This window comes from Paenibacillus nanchangensis, from assembly GCF_046543445.1.
Lineage (GTDB): Bacteria > Bacillota > Bacilli > Paenibacillales > Paenibacillaceae > Paenibacillus_AQ > Paenibacillus_AQ nanchangensis.
Genome location: NZ_JBHOFD010000031.1, coordinates 42852 through 62499, shown reverse-complemented (window position 1 = coordinate 62499; position 19648 = coordinate 42852). Strand labels below are relative to the sequence as shown.

Annotated in this window: 17 protein-coding genes and 1 pseudogene; all 18 read left to right on the top strand. The window is 47.8% G+C overall.

Annotation, left to right across the window (positions count from 1 at the left end):
* The first annotated feature begins 229 nt into the window (after positions 1-229).
* The 18 genes and pseudogenes from ACE6ED_RS22280 to ACE6ED_RS22195 all read left to right on the top strand — a co-directional run bounded on the left by ACE6ED_RS22280 (position 230) and on the right by ACE6ED_RS22195 (position 19641).
* Positions 230-454 (top strand): helix-turn-helix domain-containing protein, encoded by a 225-nt coding sequence (locus ACE6ED_RS22280; RefSeq protein ID WP_410829623.1) that lies wholly within the window; start codon positions 230-232, stop codon positions 452-454.
* Positions 455-752: 298 nt separating this feature from the next.
* The gene (locus tag ACE6ED_RS22275) at positions 753-2666 is read left to right on the top strand and encodes a hypothetical protein (protein WP_410829622.1); all 1914 of its coding nucleotides are present in this window, start codon (positions 753-755) and stop codon (positions 2664-2666) included.
* A gap of 142 nt (positions 2667-2808) precedes the next feature.
* Positions 2809-2900: pseudogene (locus ACE6ED_RS22270) on the top strand (helix-turn-helix domain-containing protein); the annotation flags it as partial.
* A 201-nt stretch (positions 2901-3101) separates the two neighbouring features.
* The gene (locus ACE6ED_RS22265; protein ID WP_410829621.1) at positions 3102-3704 is read left to right on the top strand and encodes a flavin reductase family protein; all 603 of its coding nucleotides are present in this window, start codon (positions 3102-3104) and stop codon (positions 3702-3704) included.
* Positions 3705-4176: 472 nt separating this feature from the next.
* Positions 4177-5187, top strand: coding sequence for an ABC transporter substrate-binding protein (locus ACE6ED_RS22260; protein ID WP_410829620.1), 1011 nt, complete (start codon positions 4177-4179; stop codon positions 5185-5187).
* Complete coding sequence (locus ACE6ED_RS22255; RefSeq protein WP_410829619.1) at positions 5168-5938, top strand: ABC transporter ATP-binding protein; 771 nt, start codon at positions 5168-5170, stop codon at positions 5936-5938. Before ACE6ED_RS22260 ends, ACE6ED_RS22255 begins: the two co-directional genes overlap by 20 nt.
* Positions 5932-6690: an ABC transporter permease gene (locus ACE6ED_RS22250; protein WP_410829618.1), complete on the top strand. Its 759-nt coding sequence runs from the start codon at positions 5932-5934 to the stop codon at positions 6688-6690. The genes ACE6ED_RS22255 and ACE6ED_RS22250 overlap by 7 nt, the downstream gene beginning before the upstream one ends.
* A 415-nt stretch (positions 6691-7105) precedes the next feature.
* Positions 7106-7288, top strand: a complete 183-nt coding sequence (locus tag ACE6ED_RS22245; protein WP_410829617.1) for a hypothetical protein — start codon at positions 7106-7108, stop codon at positions 7286-7288.
* A gap of 84 nt (positions 7289-7372) precedes the next feature.
* A complete protein-coding gene (locus ACE6ED_RS22240; protein ID WP_410829616.1) occupies positions 7373-9724 on the top strand; it encodes a YcdB/YcdC domain-containing protein in 2352 nt (783 codons plus the stop codon).
* A 308-nt stretch (positions 9725-10032) separates the two neighbouring features.
* Complete coding sequence (locus tag ACE6ED_RS22235) at positions 10033-10896, top strand: MurR/RpiR family transcriptional regulator (protein ID WP_410829615.1); 864 nt, start codon at positions 10033-10035, stop codon at positions 10894-10896.
* A gap of 410 nt (positions 10897-11306) precedes the next feature.
* Positions 11307-12212, top strand: a complete 906-nt coding sequence (gene murQ, locus ACE6ED_RS22230; RefSeq protein WP_410829614.1) for an N-acetylmuramic acid 6-phosphate etherase — start codon at positions 11307-11309, stop codon at positions 12210-12212.
* A gap of 56 nt (positions 12213-12268) precedes the next feature.
* Positions 12269-13714, top strand: a complete 1446-nt coding sequence (locus ACE6ED_RS22225) for an ABC transporter substrate-binding protein (RefSeq protein WP_410829613.1) — start codon at positions 12269-12271, stop codon at positions 13712-13714.
* 107 nt (positions 13715-13821) lie between these two features.
* Entirely contained in the window at positions 13822-14724 is a 903-nt protein-coding gene (locus tag ACE6ED_RS22220) for a carbohydrate ABC transporter permease (RefSeq protein WP_410829612.1), read from the top strand.
* Between the two features lie 17 nt (positions 14725-14741).
* Positions 14742-15602, top strand: a complete 861-nt coding sequence (locus ACE6ED_RS22215; RefSeq protein ID WP_410829611.1) for a carbohydrate ABC transporter permease — start codon at positions 14742-14744, stop codon at positions 15600-15602.
* Entirely contained in the window at positions 15602-16822 is a 1221-nt protein-coding gene (locus ACE6ED_RS22210) for an anhydro-N-acetylmuramic acid kinase (RefSeq protein WP_410829610.1), read from the top strand. Before ACE6ED_RS22215 ends, ACE6ED_RS22210 begins: the two co-directional genes overlap by 1 nt.
* On the top strand, positions 16822-17790 hold the full coding sequence (locus ACE6ED_RS22205; RefSeq protein WP_410829609.1) for a GNAT family N-acetyltransferase: 969 nt from the start codon (positions 16822-16824) through the stop codon (positions 17788-17790). The genes ACE6ED_RS22210 and ACE6ED_RS22205 overlap by 1 nt, the downstream gene beginning before the upstream one ends.
* A 2-nt stretch (positions 17791-17792) precedes the next feature.
* Entirely contained in the window at positions 17793-18497 is a 705-nt protein-coding gene (locus ACE6ED_RS22200; RefSeq protein ID WP_410829608.1) for a PIG-L deacetylase family protein, read from the top strand.
* Position 18498: 1 nt separating this feature from the next.
* Positions 18499-19641, top strand: a complete 1143-nt coding sequence (locus ACE6ED_RS22195; RefSeq protein WP_410829641.1) for an exo-beta-N-acetylmuramidase NamZ family protein — start codon at positions 18499-18501, stop codon at positions 19639-19641.
* Positions 19642-19648: the final 7 nt, after the last annotated feature.

Genomic DNA, 19648 nt, shown 5'->3' with positions numbered 1-19648 from the left:
AGTGGACAAGCCATTTGACGTTAACCTTTCCGATTCCAAGAAGCGGGGCAAATATCCCCTGTTTCCAGCCTTTCTTCAAGCCTTCGCGAGTTTGTCCCCTTTCCTTCCAGCGCCCCCGCCCATTTTACGCAACCACGTCACCATTGACTTTTCCCCTACATACTATGATTTGACTGTATCCCTTTACCTTGTTATACCAAACAAACCCGGGCAAGGAGGGGTGACACGATTGAAAGGGAACGAACATCACAGCAAGTTTTTGTTGACGCATCGTGAGCGCGAAGTGTTCGAACTGCTTGTGCAGGATAAAACGACACGCGAAATCGCTGGGCTGCTATTCATCAGCGAGAAGACGGTTCGCAACCACATTTCAAACGTTATGCAGAAATTAAACGTAAAAGGCCGTTCGCAGGCGGTAGTCGAATTGATCAGGCTTGGGGAGCTGAAAATTTAACCGCCAAAGGCTCCACTTCGGGCTGAGCGCGCGCACATAGCATCTCTTGGACCTTAGGGTCTGGGGGTGCTTTTTTTCTTTGAGGAACATGTGGCTAGCCGATATTGGCCCCACATGAGGTCTCCTATCACCCGGTTGCAACATAAGAGAATTTATGGTGATCATTTACATATGAAGTAAAGTTTGAAATGTGGAACAATGGATAAAAGCTTAAAGCAAGGAAAGAACTTTGTCTAATTAGAGTTTTAGATGTTTGGACTATTGCAACATTGAAATAGGGTTAACAGGGGGAAAAAACATGTTTTTTTACGACTTGGAAGAGATTAAAACTGTTGAAATCCTAAATAATTTAATTTGTGAGACGTATCGAAATCACAACTTGGATGAAGTACTGAAGTTGATAAAAATGACGGGGATTTGTGTAGACTTTTTTGGTACAGGCAAACCTAAAAGTGGAAAAATGTATAATAGAGCAATGGAAACAATACATGGGTTAATATCAGATAAGGATGAGGACAAGAAGCTTAAAGCGTTTCAATCAGAAGTTACAATACTAAACAGCTTATATAAAAAGTTGATGGATGATTTTGTAAGACCAATTGAGCAAGAAATTTCCAATGATGTACATGTAGCCGCTTATTTGATTGGATTAGAATTGTTTTTATCTAATGATATAAATAAATTAAAGTACAAATCAGAACTTAATAATAATAGAGCTGATTATTTTGAGAATGTGGCTGAGTCTGCAGGAAAGGTATTGCAATATCTTCTGAAGTACAAAAAATTCCCTTTGGAAAATGCGAAATTAGAAATTGATTTTGAAATGATAAAAGTTGCTTTTTCGCATGTTAGAAGTTCTGAAAATAGAGAAGTTCTTGATACACTTAGTGAAGTTTGGAGTTATTTTGAAGTAGATATCAAAAAGGATGATATTGTCAAGGCCACTTCGAAAAGTGACAGGACAATGGGAAAGCAGATCTCCCATATGAAGTTTTTAGATGTTCGTAATGCTAAGCAGGCTAAGCATAGTTATGTTCAAATGCAGATGTTCGGAAATGGTTCAACAATTTCAAAAACGAGAAAGCTGCCGCCAACTGAATTTATTTCCTATAATGAACGAATGACCTGTGAGTTTATAGAAGAATATTTCTCTACGAGAAACTTGGGATTGAAGTTTCTTGATATATCTATTGCTGAGTTTATTAGAGCCTACAGCATTATTGCAGTTGAATGCGAACTGTTCATGAAAAAGCGAAAATTAAAATCAAAGTATACCCAAATTTCCTTAAGCGATATTTGTGTATCGAAAACTAAAAAAAAATGGATTTATTTGTTTGTCGAATGGGGACTTACACATAAGAACGCTGGAAAAATATTTGATGCATTGGTATTTGATAAGCATTCTAAGGATCTGTTTGACTGCCCTCTATTAAAGGTAGGGGAGGAATATATTGTTCTCCCTTCTATTGCTTCAGTTACAGACCCTTCTCGTGCGTTACTATCAAATTTGAAAAGTAAAAAAGCGGAAATTAATATTAAGGGAGGGTTGTTTGAAGAGCAAATTAGAGCAACCGTTCAAAGAGCTGGATTCCACATTATCCATTTGGAAAAGAAAGATTATGAATGTGATGCTGTATTTTCATTAAATAATGATCTGTTTTTTGTGGAGGCGAAGCATCTAAACGATCCGACTTCATATCGAGAATATATGAGGAATTTGGAAGAAATACACGATGCCGTGAATCAATTGAATAGAATTGTTGATTACTACGAACAAGTGGAGAATCTAGAGGATATAAAAAGTAGGCTTGGTATTAATTCTGTAAATAGTATATTTAGAATTGTCGTTACAAATACAGCACAAGGTGAAAAACTAAAAATAGATGGAGTTTATACTATTGATGATATTGGATTTTCAGGTTATTTGCTGAGGAGACCTCCACGTAAACATCTTATGCATAAAGAGAGTTTCCAATCCACATCTATTCTCGATGAGTACTACGGCGGCGTCCCTAGTTCCAAACAATTTATCGATTTTTTAGAAAACAATCCGTTTATTGATCATTATAAGCAAAGGATTGAATACGTCACCTATGATTATACTGAACAACTTGGATTAGAATTTGTTGATTTTGGAGTAAAAGTAAATACGATTATTAATGTTGATAAGTTAACGTCTGACGAACTGAAAGAGTTTAACCAGCTATTTTGAAATCTAAGAATTGCTGAAGCATAAAGAGCGTTTTTCATTTGAAAATCTAGTCACGTATGATATTGAATCTTAAATGTATTTAAGTCATAAATCAAAAGAGAACTAAAACAATGCTATAGCTGAATTTTTTCGGCGTGCTTCAAACCATATCTCCAACATTATGCAGAAACAAACGTAAAAGGCCGTACGCAGGCGGTAGTCGAATTGATCAGGCTAGGAAAACTGAAAATTTAACCGCCAAAGGCTCCACTTCGGGCTGAGAGCGCGCACATAGCATCCCTTGGACCTTAGGGCCTGGGGGTGCTTGTTTTGTGTGAGGGATGGATGCTCCTGTTAAGCAATCAACGTAACGGGAATTCCCAACTCGAACTCCTACAAAAAATTATGTATAATAAGCAAGAACATACGTTTCTATTACTGGAGGGGTTAAATACGATGCAGCAGTTTACACACCAGGTGATCGAACCCAAAATTTTGTACTACGGCACGCCGGTTGTTTTATTGACCACACTAAATGAAGATGGATCGACCAATATCAGCCCGATTTCTTCCTCATGGGCGCTTGGCAATTGTCTGGTGCTGGGACTCGGCGTAGGAGGCAAAGCGATTGAGAACCTTGAACGGCATCCCGAGTGCGTTGTGAATGTGCCCAGCCCGGCGCTGTGGAGACACGTGGAGGCGCTGGCGCCTTTAACAGGTAAAAATCCGGTCCCGGACGATAAAGCACAGCATGCTTTTCGCTACGAGAAAGACAAATTCACCGCGGCAGAACTGACCGAACAGACGTCAGAACAGGTCCGGCCCGGAAGAGTGCAGGAGTGCCCGCTTCAAATCGAATGCGAAGTCCGGCATATCCGAATCCCCGAGCACAGCCCTGATTTTGCGATTGTGGAGGCGCTGGCAGTCAAGGTTCACGCCCATCAAAATATTGTGCTGAACCAGAATCACGTTAATCCCGAGGAATGGAGTCCGCTCATTTATAATTTCCGGCATTATTTTGGGCTTGGAACGAAGCTGGGCAAGACATTCCGCGTCTGATTGGAACAGGCAGCCCAAGCCATCCCAAGCCATCCCAAGCCATCCACAATACATATAGGCCAGCTTACTGCAGCGGCACCCCGGAAAAAGTGATTTTTTCCGCGGCTGCCGCTGTTTTAGCGTGTCTATTTCGCCTGCTCACAGGAAACTATTTCAATTTATAAATATACAAAATGTGATGATAGGTGTAAAATTGCATTACTTGCTCATTCGTTTCCTGCACCCGGGACCCGGCCGAACCCGGACTGAAGTATGATGGGCTATGTGAATAATTGCGCAAGGGAAGGGACGGGCAGGGAACGTCCGATTTTGGGAAAGGAAACAGGAGAAAGAGAGAGAAACGGCGGTTCGCGGCCAGACGGGAAAGACAAGTCCGGGTGCGCGATAGGCGGCCTCTTTTGTGCGTGGATCGTACAGCGGAGTCAGCCATCCCCCGAATACAGAGAAGAACAGATACGGAGGCATACTTACAATGAAAAGCAGCAAAACCAGCAATAATAGCAAATTTTCCGGCAAACTGATGGGAATTTTGACCCTTATTTTATTGGTAGGCGTAATTGGAACCGGCTGCGGTGCCAATAACAGCGCGAAAGGAGCGGCGAACACAGCGAACACGGAGAAGCAAAAAGACCTGCCGACCCTATCACTTGGCATGCTTCCTTCGATTGACGCGATTCCATTTATTATTGCGCATCAGCAGGGAATGGACACCAAACATGGCGTTAACCTGGACATTCAGACGTTCAAAAGCGCCAAAGACCGCGACGCCGCATTCCAGGCAGGCAAGCTCGAAGGACTCAGCGCGGATCTCGTGGCGATCGCCATTTATAACGAAGCGGGCCTCGACGTGAAGATCGCCAGCACCACTTTTGGCGAGTTCGACCTGTTGACCGGCGCGGATAGTGTGCAGAAGGTAGAAGACCTGAAAGGCAAAACGCTGATTCTCTCCAAAAACACCTCTACCGAATACACAGTGGCGACGATGCTGAAGCAGGCGGGGCTGACTGAAGCGGATGTGACGGTGACCGAGGTACCGCAAATCCCGACCCGGCTGGAGCTGCTGAAAAACCAGAAGTCTGACGCGGCGATCCTGCCTGAACCTTTTGTCACCATGGGAACCGCAGCCGGCCTCCGTGTGCTGAATTCGACACAGCAGGCTGGAATTAACCCGTTTGTGCTGGCCTTCCCGCAAAAAACAATCGACGCTAAAGGGGAAGCGATCCGCAATATGTATGCGGCATATGATGAAGCTGTGGAATATATGAAATCGCATGACCAGTCGGAATACATCGATGTCATCATCAAGGAAGTCGGTTATCCCGAGGACATGAAGGACCAAATCCAAGTGCCTGCCTACGTTCCAGCTTATCAGGCGGACGCGAAGGAAGTGGAGAGCGCTTTTGCCTGGGCGAAGGAAAAAGGGCTGCTGACCAAACCGCTGACGGCAAAAGACGTGCTTTCGGATGTCGCATTCGGCAACTGACGGCCTGCGGATTAACGGCCTGACCGTACGGTACGGAGAGGAACGTCCGGCGCTGAACGGTTTTGGGCTGCAGGTGCCGCCGCATGGCCTGTGCGCTGTGATCGGTCCTTCGGGCTGCGGCAAGTCCACGCTGCTGCGCGCCGTCGCCGGACTGCTTCCCCGCTATGAGGGGGATATCCGGTTTGGCGGTGTTCCGCTTGCGGACAGCAAGGCCGTCATCGGACTTGTCCCGCAGAACTACGGCCTGCTGCCGTGGCGGACGGTTGCGTCCAACCTGCGGATCGCGCTGAAGCTGTCCGGCCGGGCGGCGGCCCGCGAGGAGCAGAACCGGCGCATCGGCGAATGGCTGGATGCCATGGGCATCGGCAAGCTGGCGCGGCGGTACCCGCTTTCCTTAAGCGGGGGGCAGCAGCAGCGGGCGGCGATTGCCCGCGCTTTTGCGCTGGACCCCGATATTCTGCTGCTCGATGAGCCGTTTTCCGCATTGGATGCTTTGACGCGGGAAGGCCTTCAGCAGCTGTTCCTAGAGAACTGGCGGAGCCGTCCCAAGACGGCGCTGTTCGTGACGCATGATGTGGAGGAAGCCATCCTGCTGGGACAAACGATCCTGGTCATGTCCGCGCGTCCGGACGAGCCTGCCGAGCTGCTGGACAACCCGGTGTTTGCGCTCCCTGATCAGGATAAACGCACCAGCGAGGTCTTCCACAAACAGAGCAACGAGATCAGAAAGGTGATGCAAAGGAAATGGTAAATTCGCGTTCGCTGCGTCCCCTTCTTCGCGTGCTGCTCGTTATTGCCGGTCTTCACGTCCTTTGGATAGCGGCGCATGCGCTGTGGCCGCAGCCGATTTTGCCCGGACCGGGCGCGGTCTATGCCGCGTTGTTCGGGCTGGACGCCCAGGAGCTGGGGCTAAATGTGGGGTACAGCCTGCTGCGGATCGCCGCGGGCGTGTCGCTGGCGCTGCTGCTTGGACTTGCCATCGGCTTGGCGATGGGGCGGTCGCCGCTGTGGAACAAGCTGCTCGACCCCATTGTATATTTGGCTTATCCCGTGCCGAAAATTGCGCTGCTGCCGGTAGCCATGCTGTTTTTTGGCCTGGGTGAAGCGTCCAAAATCATCATGATCATGCTGATCCTGCTGTTCCAGATCATCATTTCCGTGCGGGACGGAGTTAAGGCGATCCCGCCCGGCACCTACGATGTCCTGACCAGCCTTGGCGCGGGCGCTTTCCCCAAGTTCCTGTACATCACGCTCCCTGGCGCGCTTTCCGTTATCCTCAGCACAATCCGGGTGTCGCTTGGAACGGCGATTTCGGTACTTTTTTTCACGGAGATTTACGGTACGGAACACGGCATGGGCTATTTCATCATGGATGCGTGGCAGCGGATTAATTATCCGGAGATGTATGCGGGCATTCTGCTGTTCAGCCTGGTGGGGTTTGTGCTGTTCCTGCTGGTGGACGCGCTGGATTACCGTTTTATGAAATGGAGACGGACGAGCTAACAGTGCCTATTGCAAACGCGGCGAGCTCCTTTTGGTTTTCACGCTTGGACTGGCAAAGTTACCGGCATGGAAAAGGGCGAAGCCTGTGATGTACGGGTACGGGGCGGCGGGCGGATACTTACGCTGCCCCTTTGATGCTAAGCTTTTAGAGTGCCGCATCGTTGAACACCGGCACAGGAATCGGGTTAGCTGCCTCAGAGCATACGGCCCGCCGCTTTGGCCCAGCCCCATTGTTGAGCTTCCAGCATAGAAAGCAGTGGACGCATCCGGGCAGCTGCGATCGCACTCTTTGGGCCGGCGTCTTTGTTGAACTTCCAGCATAGGAAGCGGAGGCGATCCGGAGGCGATTTGGAACTGTAGGAGCGAACGCGTTCGCCTTTGTTTTCGGATTTCTACCGCAGACAGGCGGTTATAATTGAAGAAATCCGAAAACAACAGCGACCGGAAGTCCAAATGCGCCGCAGGAGCGCTGGAGCCCTTCCTGTGCATCACTTGGTTCAACTTTGCTTTGCTTCAAAATGAGACGGAGGTTCCCAATGAGCTTCCGTTTCTTTTTTGTGCAGCGCCCCAGGTCTGGAAGCCGATGTCAATCCTGTAACTGTCCAAATTATGGAAGACGAATTATAATAAAAGAGTATGTGCCTTGCCAAGACGCAGGATACAGGAAGGATGGGACTCTTAAATGAAATCCGATTACCGTGTACTCCGCCGTGCGGCTGCCGCCGCGTGTTCCTCAATGTTAGCGTTTTCGATACTACCGGTGCTGCCCGCGTCAGCCGAAATGGTGACCGCAGTGGCGCCAAGCCCGGCAGAACGGGCCGCACTGCAGGCAGCCTCAGGCGATCCGAGCCCTGCCGCGGTACAGAAGCCAAATTCGGCTAAGGCCAAAATCAGCAAGGAACAAGCGGTGGCCAAAGTTAAGTCGCTGTTCCCGATCCTGGATAAAGCGAAAAACGGTTCGGCCGAGCTGAGAACCGATATGGATACGGGACCCGTATGGGATATTCAATGGAGTATTGAAGGCATAAATTCATCCTATGGCTTCAACAGCCAGGTGGATGCCACAACCGGAGATTTGACGAATGTGTACATACCCGACAGCATGTTTACGGACAAAGCCTACTATCCGCCGAAGCTGTCCAGGGAAGAAGCGCGGACAGCAGCGGAGCAATTTGCCGCCAAAGCAGCACCAGCCTTAATGAAGAAGAACGGCAAGCTGGAAGAATCGGAAATAGGGGTTGCCTCGCTGCGGCCGTTATTCGGGCCGTATGGGTACACCTTTGCGTTTGCGCTTCGCCATAACGGCGTTCCGATAGCGGGAAATTCGATTTTTATCAGCGTGGATTCGGAAGGCCGGGTCACACAGTTTGGCTACCGGTCGGATCAGCTGGAATACCCCGATTCGAAGCCTTCGATATCTTTGGAGCAAGCTAACCGGAAGCTGGACGAGGAGTTCAAAATGGAGCTGGGTTACCGGCCGCTTTACCGGAACGGAGGAATTGAATCGTGGGTGCTTAGCTGGAGTCCTTCATCCAGCTCGCTGCTGCCAATTGATGCGAAAAGCGGGAAACGGATTGGATATGACGGCAGCCAGGAAGCGGCGGGAGCGACCCGGTATGCCGACGTGCCGAAGCTGGGCAATGCGTTCCAAGGAAATGCTGGCGGGGAGCTGCAAGGGGAAGCGGCTGCCGAGCGTGTGGAGCAGGCCGGGTTCATTCCCCAAGGCCGCAAACTGAGTTCGGAATCCCTGCAGCAGAGGGGGAATTCGGCATTTTCCGGTAAAGAGTGGATGCTGCGCTGGTCAGACCCCGCCCAAAATAAACCCATGGCCGGACCACCCTCCGAGTCGTACGCGCGAGTCGATGCGGCCAGCGGGCAGGTCTATGAATTCCGCAGCGAGTGGTATTCGTATGGCAGTGAGAACACCAAACCGGCCGGCGGCAGCAAGCTTACGCCGGAAGCCCTGAAAGAGAAGGCCATCAAGCTGGTGAATCAGCTGTATCCCGAGGCGGCAAGCAGACTGAAGCTGAGTCTTCAGGACGAGCAGCCTTTAGGACCGGTCAGGACAAACGGGGAGCGTTTTGTGTTTGTTCCTCACTACCAAGGCCTGCCGCTGGACGGCGGTATTGTTACGGTGGTTATGGACGAAACGGGAAAAATGCTGGAGTACAGCGCGGTGCCTTATCCAACACCGGAACAGATTCGCGGGGACAAAAAGACGGCAATTTCCGAGCAGAAGGCGAAGCAAGAGTATCAGGACAAATTTAACGCGGAGCTGCAGTACATGACCTTCGGAGGCGCCGAAGGAAACGGAACAGCCGGCGGACCGCAGGCGAAACTGGTGTATGCCTCTGTTCCGGAACCCAAACACATCAGTGCGCAGATGCTGACTGCGGCGGGCGAATGGGTTATGCAGTATGAAACCTTTTCCGAAAGCCAGACGGGAACGCTAAAAGATGTGGAAGGTCATCCGGCCGCCGAAGCGCTGCGGATTCTGGCGGAGCATCGTGTCATCACCCCCGACGCTCAAGGGAATGTACAGCCGAACCGGGAGATTTCCGCCGGAGACTGGCTCAAAATGCTGGGGATGGCGGCCTACCCGCAGGAAACCATCGGAGGGCAGTATATGAACTCTTCGGATGCCAAGGCGGTAGCCGGAGTGAAGCCGGAGGATCCCTATTATCAAGCGGTGCGTACCGGTGTGGAGTTCCGCTGGATTGGGGAGGAAGAACGGCGGGACTGGAGTGCAGCCTTGAATCGGGATGATCTGGCGGTAATGCTTGTTTCCGTGCTGAATTACGGCAAGCTGTCCGGCTTCCTTGGACTGGAGGACGGAACCGCCCGCTTTACGGACGCATCGGCCATTAAGCATCCTGGCGCCGCGGCCCTCGCTGTGAAGCTGGGCCTGCTGGAGGCCGAGGGAGGCGCGTTTAAGCCGGAAGCCAAAGTAACGCTGGGTGAAGCCGCCAAAGCGATCGTGAAACTGGCGGAGCTGCAGGGCAAGGTGGACACGCCGATTGTCAGAGAGCGCTAAGGGCTGAGGCGTCCGGTGAACGGCTGCGTCTGCTGAATCCATGCGCACAAACGCAGGATGGTTTGAAGAGGCTGGCGGCATATGGAGCCGCCCGGTCAGCAGGCTGAATTTGCAGTACCTGCATGCCGGATTCTGAAATAAAATAAGGATCACCCCATAGGGCCGATAACGGAAGGCGCCCGCTGCGGCGGTGGAGCCTTCCGTTTTTTTGTGTGAAACGGCAAGTCGCCTTTTTGCTATTGAAATAAGCTGTCTATATTGTTTATGATAAGATCAATGATGATCATTAAACCTTGAGTAGGTAGATTATGAATTTAAATGACAACATATTAATCAAGATTCGTGAAATGAGGGACAGTTTTACTCCGGTTGAACGGCTGGTTGGGGATTATATTCTGGAGAATAAAGAAGAGATCCCTCATCTATCCATTAAGGAATTGGCCCAATCAAGTAAAACAAGTGATGCCTCGGTCCTGCGGTTCTGTAAAACGATGGGCTACAGCGGATACCGCAATTTTATTGTGAGTATATCAGCTTCTTTGGGTTCCCGTGATGAGGATGCAAAGACCCAGTATACAGATATTCAGCCGGGCGATGATCTTTCGACCATTATTTCAAATATTTCATTGAATAACATGAAGTCCATTGAGGACACCCTCAGTGTCGTTGACCGGAAAGAAATCGCAAGGGCTGTAGATGTACTGTGTCATAGTAAGAGAATTGTTTTCTTTGGGATCGGAGCTTCAGGAATCGTAGGTATGGACGGGGAACAGAAATTCTCACGAATTAACAAGATGTGTCATGCCTATACGGATGGTCATAGCCAGCTCACTGCAGCAACCTTACTCGGGGAAGATGATGTTGCCATTTTCATCTCTAATTCTGGTGCAACCAGTGATATTATTGATGCCCTGATCATTGCCCAAAAGAACAAAGCAACTTGTATTGCGATTACGAGATACAATAAAAGTGAGCTTGCAGTTCGGGCGGATATTGTTCTTAGCATATCTACACCTGAAATCACCATTCGCAGTGGCGCTATGGGTTCGCGTATTGCCATGCTTACGATTGTCGACATTTTATTTGCCGGTGTCGCAAGTGCGGAATATGAGCAGGTAAAAACCTCCTTAACCAAAACCCATAATATATTAAAGAAAAAGCTCAGATATTAGGCTCTAATACAATGGCTTTAAAGGAAGCATTGATCGATCATCGATCAATGCTTTTTTCTGCTGTGAACCGTGTTTTATATTTCTTTGGACATGTCAGATTATCTACATAACAAAAATCCGTTGCATTTATCCAGTCAAATATTTCACTTGCCAAAAATCCTGCAAAATTAATAACGTAAGCGCTTAAAAAATGCCATCTGCATATTGTAAGCGCTTTACAGATGTGATATAACTGTTTATACAAGGATTTGAAATAAAAAATCGTAATAATGTTCATTAATAAAATTTTATTTCAAAATCTATTGACGCTTTGCAACGAATATATTAGTATAAAAATTAATAAATGTATGGTATTCTAACATACAACGTAATGTAAATGTTAGAATAAACTGACAAGAAGGAGGATGGACATGAATGATTATCTTGCGGGATTAACAACTGAGGCTGTGAATCCAGACACCTTGTTGATAGATGAATGTACCACAGAACAAATGGTTCAGTTAATGAATCAACAAGATGCTCTGGTCTCCGGGGCCGTCGCTAAGGAAATTCCGCAGATTGCAAGGGCGGTTGATGTTCTGCACCACAGATTGTCTGCTGGTGGAAGAATGTTTTATATAGGAGCCGGCACATCGGGAAGATTAGGGGTTTTGGATGCTTCCGAATGTCCGCCTACCTTTGGTACAGATCCCTCCTTGGTACAGGGATATATCGCTGGGGGTGATATTGCATTACGGAGTGCGGTTGAAGGCTGTGAAGACGATGTGGATGAAGGGGTCGCTTTAATCGAAAGCATCGGGGTGACAGACAAAGATGTAGTAGTTGGCATTTCGGCAAGCGGCAGTGCAAAGTTTGTTATTGCAGCTTTATTGAAGGCGAAAGAGCTTGGGGCAGCAACGATCGGTGTATGCAACAACAAAGGCTCAAAGTTTGAACCCATTGTAGATATTTGCATTTCGCCTGTTGTGGGGCCGGAGGTTATTAGCGGCTCGACCCGGTTAAAGGCAGGAACGGCTCAAAAGCTGGTGCTTAATATGCTGACAACATGCACCATGGTCAAGTTAGGGAAAACATATAACAACTTAATGGTGGATTTAAAGGCAAGTAATGTTAAGCTGGTGGACCGCTCCATCCGTATTATCATGAATACGACGGGTGCAGATCCTTCAACTGCCGCAGAAACACTTGAAAAAGCAGGAATGAATAGTAAGCTAGCGATCATGATGATTAAAACGGGGTTAGATGCAAAGGCAGCAGAAGAAGTGCTTGAGGCAAATGGCGGACGGCTGAAACAGGCAATCTTATCATTAAATTAACGGCCGGAAGTGAAATGACCGGATGGATGCTTTGAAAATAAAGGAGGCTGCTATCAATGAAAAAAAGAAAAGGTTTAACTCTGTTGTTGTCAGCAATCATGATGGTATCCCTGTTATCCGCTTGTGGAGGGAAAACAAATAACACTGCGGATTCTGCAAACTCCGGAAGTGCAGGCAACAACAGCGGCGGTGCAAAAAAAGATACGATCACCGCATTATTACCGCCGGTATCGGCTAATTACCAGGCGCGTTTTGCAGATATGGAAAAAGAATTTAATACAAAGCATCCGAATTTGACGCTGAAAATCGAACCGGCGAGCTGGGAAGATATGACGCAAAAGCTTGATACTCAAGTCAATGCGGGTTCCCCTCCGGATATTGCCTGGATCGGTGCATCCGGACTTTCAAAATATGCAGCGCTGAATGTACTGATTGACCTCAACCCCGTCCTGTCTGACGAAGTAAAGGCAGATTATGACGAAGTTCCCATGAAATATTTTCAATTAGGTGACGCTCAATACGGCCTGCCGGCCTATATGGAAATCCACACGATTGGCGGGAACAAACAATTCCTTGAAGAAGCCGGGATTGATTGGAAAAGCATTCAGAAAAACGGCTGGACCTATGAAGAGTTCCGGGATGCCATCGCAAAAGGCGTTGTGAAAAATGATAAAGGGGAAACTACCCGTTACGGTTTCGTGTTCGCCACATCCGGTGTAGCCTCTAAAGACTATCTGGCCATTCTTGCCAAAACTGCAGGTCTGCCCGATTACTTCGATAAAGACCTTAAATACACCTATACAAGCAAAAAATTCATGAGTCTGCTGACAGCGATCCGTGAAATGATCGACGACGGTTCCATGCCTAAAGAACTGAGCTCCATTGATGCCGGCAAACGCTGGAATATGTTCCTGACCGGTCAGACGATGATCACGGGTAAAGGTTTATCGGCATTTGAAAATTCCGCCCGTCTGAACAATGAAAAGATTAAAGCAAACGATGGCTCCGCTGTTGCGAATTCGATTGAAGTGGATTACATTTCTCTTCCTGTTCCGACCTTCAACGGTGCCGATTATGTCCCTACTTCCATAGTAGATGGCTATATCGCACTGCGTGGTAAAAAAGAGCCTTCAGAAGAACATATCAAAAATATTGCCCTGGCGATGAACTTCCTGTCTTCCGGCTCCATTGCTGCTAACTATAGCAACGAGCTGTTCTTAACACCAATTACCGAGTCTGCGCGTAATGCGGAAGTACTTGAACAATTTCCCCGCAACGAAGATAACGTTGCTGCGGGTAAAGCAATGATGGCCAAAGCGCTTCCGGCCCGTACAGATATCCCTACGGATAAGGCTGCAGAAGCCCTCAAAATTGAAACAGAAGTGATTATTCCAAAACTGCAGGCCTTACTTGCAGATGAGATTACCCCGCAAGAGATGTATGAGGCAGTTAAAGCAGCTGCCGTCAAATCCTTTGGTGAAGACGGTGTTGTAGTTGACTAGATTGTCTTAGACAGGCAGGCGAAAGCTGTACGTTCCAGCTACGTACAGCTTTCCTTTTGAATTTAGTCAGCAGCTGGTATTTTTTTGAAGAAGAGAGGTGCGACCCAATGAATCAAATGGTAACCAAAAGAAAAAAATTGAAGCTCGAAAGTGACTCTGGTTGGGGATACGCGTTTATCGCAGTAGCACTTATTGCGTTTTCTTTATTTACCGCCTATCCGGTAATCAATGCATTTATCATCAGCCTGCAGGAATATGGTCCATTGGGGTCCACTTATGTCGGTCTGGAGAACTTCGTTAACTCCTTTTCAGATGAACTGTTCTGGAAAGCACTAAAAAATACATTAGTTTATACGCTGTTAACCGTTCCGTTTAATATTTTTTTGTCATTCCTGATTGCCATTTTGATTATGCCTTTCAAGAAAAAAACACAAACGATCTTTAAAGCAGTATATTATTTGCCGGCTGTAGCATCAGGTGTATCGCTTGCTGTTGTATGGCTGTGGATTTTTGATCCGTTAAAATCGGGTATTGCCAATCAGGTGGTAGGCTTTTTCGGAATCAGTAATCAGAACTGGCTTGGCTCCAGTGCAACTGCCATGTTTTCGCTTGTGTTAATGTCCTGGCTGTCAAGTCACGGCACAGCCATTATTATCTATCTGGCTGCATTGCTCGGCATTGATAACAGCTATTATGAAGCTGCAGACATTGACGGCGCGACTTTTTTGCAAAAGCTGTGGTTTATCGTCATCCCTTTCCTTAAGCCAACAACGCTATTCCTGCTGGTTACAGGGGTCATCGGTTCCTTCCAGGTGTTCCAGAACGCTTATCTTATGACTGGCGGCGGACCAGACCATGCAACAACAATGGTGGGATTGTTGATTTTTAACAATGCGTTCACATATTTTAAGTTTGGTGAGGCAGCGGCCCAGTCCTTACTTCTGGCAGCGGTGATTGCTTTGTTCTCATTCCTTCAATTTAAGGTTTTAGGTAAAGATATAGAATACTAGGAGAGGGGCAGAAACCTATGGGTTTGTTCAACAATAACTTAAGAAGCAAAGGGTCTCTGTTTGCCCGTAATTGTCTGATCATTACATTCCTGCTCCTGTTTGCCGCAGCGACCATTTTCCCGATATACTTTATGATCATTTCCTCGTTCGGTGATCCGGTAGAAGCCGGTGCAATGAGCTATTCGCTCCTCCCGCCGAAAATTTCGTTTGAGTCTTATAAATTCTTTTTTAACTTTAGCGCCCATTCATGGGATTGGTTAATAAATTCCTTTATCGTTGCAGCCTGTATTACGGTGTCGAACGTATTTTTTGCTACCCTTGCAGGCTATGCTTTTGCAAAAATGAGATTTAAAGGAAAAGGGATTTTGTTTGCTATTCTGCTGGGGTCTATGATGATTCCGACTCAGGTAACCCAAGTTCCGCTGTATATTTTGATCGTTAATATTTTTGAATTGCAAAATACGTACACAGCGTTGATTATGCCAAGCTTAGTCACCGTCTATAACATTTTCCTGGTTAAGCAGTTCATGTCTTCCATTCCGGTTGAAATTATTGAGTCTGCGAAAATCGAAGGTTGTTCTCAACCTAAAATCTTTTGGTATATCATTATGCCTTTATCCAAAACAGTAATGGCGGTCCTGGCGATCCTGACGTTTATGGCGGCATGGAATGACTTCTTCTGGCCGTTCCTGGTCACCAATACAATGGATATGCAGACGATTCAGGTGGGCCTCAAAAACTTCCGTTTTGCAAACACAACTTATTTTGCGCCCATGATGGCCGGTGCCACCATTTCTGCAGTTCCGATGTTTATCTTGTTCTTCAGCCTGCAAAAGTATTTCCTTGAAGGGGTAACCGTCGGAGCGGTGAAAGGGTAATGGGAAACCTATCGAAAGCCGATGTTACCTACCTGGTTGGTTTGATGTCCGGCACCTCGGTAGACGGTATTGATGCGGCGGTAATTAAATTGTCCTCTATACCGGAAAAAGAGTATGGGATCGAGGCGGAATTGCTGGCTTTTGAAAACACTCCGTTTCCGGAGCAGGTCAGAAGTTCGATATTCGAGCTGTTTGATCCATCTAAGGCAACCGTTGATAAAATAGGCGCAATGAACATGTGGCTGGGCGAATTATACGCCCAAGCTGCCTTGTCGGTGATCGGTAAATGCGGTCTTGCGCCATCGCAAATAGTTGCGATAGGATCACATGGCCAAACGATTTACCATGCCCCGGAAAAGAAGGTTGTGGACGGCTATAACCTGCATTGTACGGTTCAAATTGGCGAAGGTGCAGTTATTGCGAACCGTACAGGCATTCCTTGCATCTCCGACTTTCGGGTCGCTGACATGGCAGTGGATGGCCAAGGGGCGCCGCTGGTGCCTTTTACAGAATATTTATTGTTTAACCATCCGGAGAAAACCTCTCTTCTGCAGAACATTGGAGGGATAGGGAATGTGACCGTACTTCCTGCCAATGCTTCTCCGGAAGAAGTATATGCTTTCGATACAGGGCCCGGAAATATGATCATCGATGGTCTTGTATCGCAGTTATTTCCGTCAATGATGATGGATGCCGGCGGTGAAATTGCAGCGGGCGGCCAAGTCCTTGATGAGCTGTTGCAATGGATGCAGCAGGATGAATATTATACGATGCCTTTGCCGAAATCGACGGGCAGAGAACGATTTGGAGCGCATTATGTTGCGCAAATCTTGGAGTTGATGAAGGCGAATAACTGGAAAGCTGAGGATGTTATTGCCACAGCTACACGTTTGACGGCATGGAGTATTGCCGACAGCTATGAACGGTATATTGCGCCGAAGCATCAAGCTCAGCAGTTGTTGATTGGCGGCGGCGGGAGTTATAACCAAACGTTACTGCGTGATTTGCGGCAATTATTTGCACCTTACGGAGTGCAGGTGCTGACACAGGAGGATATTGGCGGCAACAGTGATGCCAAAGAAGCCGTTGCTTTTGCGGTACTGGCTTACCATACGATGAAACGACTGCCGAATAATGTTCCACAAGTTACCGGAGCTTCCCGGCAGGTAGTCATGGGCAAAATTTCTTGGCCCTATCCGCTGGCCAGGGAGGTTGAATAATGCAAATCAGACCCTTCTCTATGGAAGATCTTTCTGCAGTTGTAGCGCTCTGGAACCGGGAGGCTACCCGCTATGATTACAAGCCGCTTACCGAGCAGGAGTTTCAGGACACCTTCATTCATCATTCCTATTTCGATGCGGAGTGTATATGGGTAGGCTGTAATGAAACAGGTGTGGCTGGTTTTGCAGCCGGCTGCAGCGGGGAGGACCTCCCGCTTGGCGATGTGGCCGGTTATATTACGAGCGTTATTATCGATTCCGAAGCCGCTTCTATGGAACTGTATGATGCTTTTGTGCGGCGTATGGAAACAAGATTCCGGCAGCTTGGGAAAAAACAGGCGGAAGTGCTGTTCTTTAATCCTGTTAAGCTGAAATGGACGATTCCAAGCGCACCGCAGCATGAACACAATAATGCTCCGGGTATTAGTAAAGACCAGCCATTATATGAGGCTTTAATCGCCAGAGGGTATGCAGACCGGGCGACACAATGCGGCATGTACCTGAAGCTGGGCAGCTTTAGTGTTCCTGAAGATATTACCGGCAAAGAAAGCAAAGCAAGCAAAGAAGACTATCAGGTTACTCTTTACGCCCCCGCTGTTCATAAAGGCCTTGAAGCAACGCTTGCGGCCCTGGAAAATCCGCAGTGGGAAAAGGATGTAGCCGCGCATGTAAAAAATGGCGAACCTCTCGTGGTGGCGGTGTATGGCAATGAGGTGGTTGGTTTTGCAGGACCCATTATTTTAGAACCGGATGGCCGGGCGTTTTTTTGCGGGATTGGGGTGCACCCGGAGTATGAGGGTCATGGGCTCGGCAGCATATTGTTTTTCCGGATGGTCGAAGCTTTTCAGAATGCAGGCGGTCAATATATCTCTTTATTCACTGGCAGTAATAACCCGGCGCTTAGAATTTATCAAAAAGCAGGATTTAATATTGAAAAAAAATTTTCCATATTGCGAAGGGAGCTGTAAGGATGAGCGGAAAGTTGACCGTATTAGCAATTGGAGCGCATGTTGGTGATGTGGAATTGGCATCCGGCGGTGTACTGGCCAGCCACAGCTTGAAGGGAGACCGTATTGTAACCCTGGCTTTAACGGCAGGGGAAAGAGGCGTGCCGGCAGGACAGGATATGAACGAGTACCGTCAGCAAAAAGTGAAAGAGGCGGAAGTTTTTGCCGATATGCTGGGCGGTGAGGCGGTTGTATTTGATTATTGTGACGGAGAGCTGCCTGACAATCAGCAGATTCGTATGGAGGTCTGCGATGTCATTCGCCGCGTGAAACCCAACATTATCATAACCCATTGGAAAAACAGCATGCATAAGGATCATGCGCTGACCCATCATATCGTCAATGATGCAAGGTTTTTTGCAAGCCTGTCCTCCTTTGAGCGTGAACTTCCTGCCCACTTTGCAGCGAAGCTGTACTATTCGGAGAACTGGGAAGATGCAGTGGACTATGTTCCTTACGTCTACGTGGATTTTGATCAGGCGGCCTATGATTTATGGATTGAGGCTTTAAGCCACCATTGGTTTGTGACAAACAGCAAATCTTTTAAATATATGGATTACTATAAAGCCTTGGCCGTTGTCCGGGGCTGTGAAGCAAGAAAAACGTATGCCGAAGCTTTTATGGTGCCTGCTGAGACGATGAAGATCAGACAGTCGGGTCTTGAGTAATATGGTGTTAAACGGGATCGACTCCATTTCAAAATATCTTCATCTGTTTGAAGGTAAACGTGTAGGGTTAATTACAGCCCCGACAGGGCTCACCAGAGATTTCAGATCAACCATTACGATATTGCATGAAAACTGTAATCTTACCGCGATGTTTTCGCCTGAACATGGGGTTCGCGGTGATTTGGATGCGGGAGCATTAGTAGAGACGTATACGGACCCTTATACCAACGTTCCGGTTTACAGCCTGTACCGGAAAGACTCCAAACGTTTAACAAAAGAAATGTTGGACGAAATTGATATCCTTGTGTACGATATCCAGGATGTTGGCGTACGGTATTACACCTTCATCTATACGATGCTGTATGCCCTTGAGGATTGTGCAAAGGCCGGCGTGGAGTTTGTTATCCTTGATCGTGTAAATCCGCTGAACGGGGTAGATGTTGAAGGGAATATAGTAAAGCCTGAATTTAAATCTTTTGTCGGGAATTATGAGCTGGCTGTCCGGTATGGACTGACAGCAGGTGAAGTGGCCGTGATGGCAAATGATCAAATGAACTGGAAGGCATCGCTTCATATCGTGCGTCTGGAAGGCTGGGAACGGAGTATGTCCTTCCCGGATACAGCCTTAACCTGGGTTCATCCTTCACTTGGAATCCCCCGGTATGAAACAGCGTTGTTATATACAGGCACATGTTTATTTGAAGGTACCAACTGCTCCGAAGGACGGGGGACCTCGTTCCCCTTTGAAATGATTGGGGCTCCCTTCATTCAGGCGCAGCAGCTGGCAGACGAGATGAATGCCCGGCGAATGCCGGGTGTGTATTTCCGTCCTGTTCATTTCAAGCCAACGTCATCCAAGCATTCGGGAGGGTTATGCGGCGGCGTACAACTATATATTACAGATATCCAGGTGATCAAGCCGCTGGAGGTTGGCGTAACTTTATTATTTGCGGTAAGGGATTTGTATGAGCAATTTGCCTTTTTGCCTCCCGTAAAAGAGGGCTCACGCCCTTTTATCGATTTGCTGGGCGGAAGCAGCGTCTATCGTACGGAAGGTATTCAAGCAAAGCAGCTGCTCGAACAGTTTGCAGAGGAAAGCCGGCAATTTGCAGAAATGAAGCGGCAATATCATTTATATCACTAGCGGATGG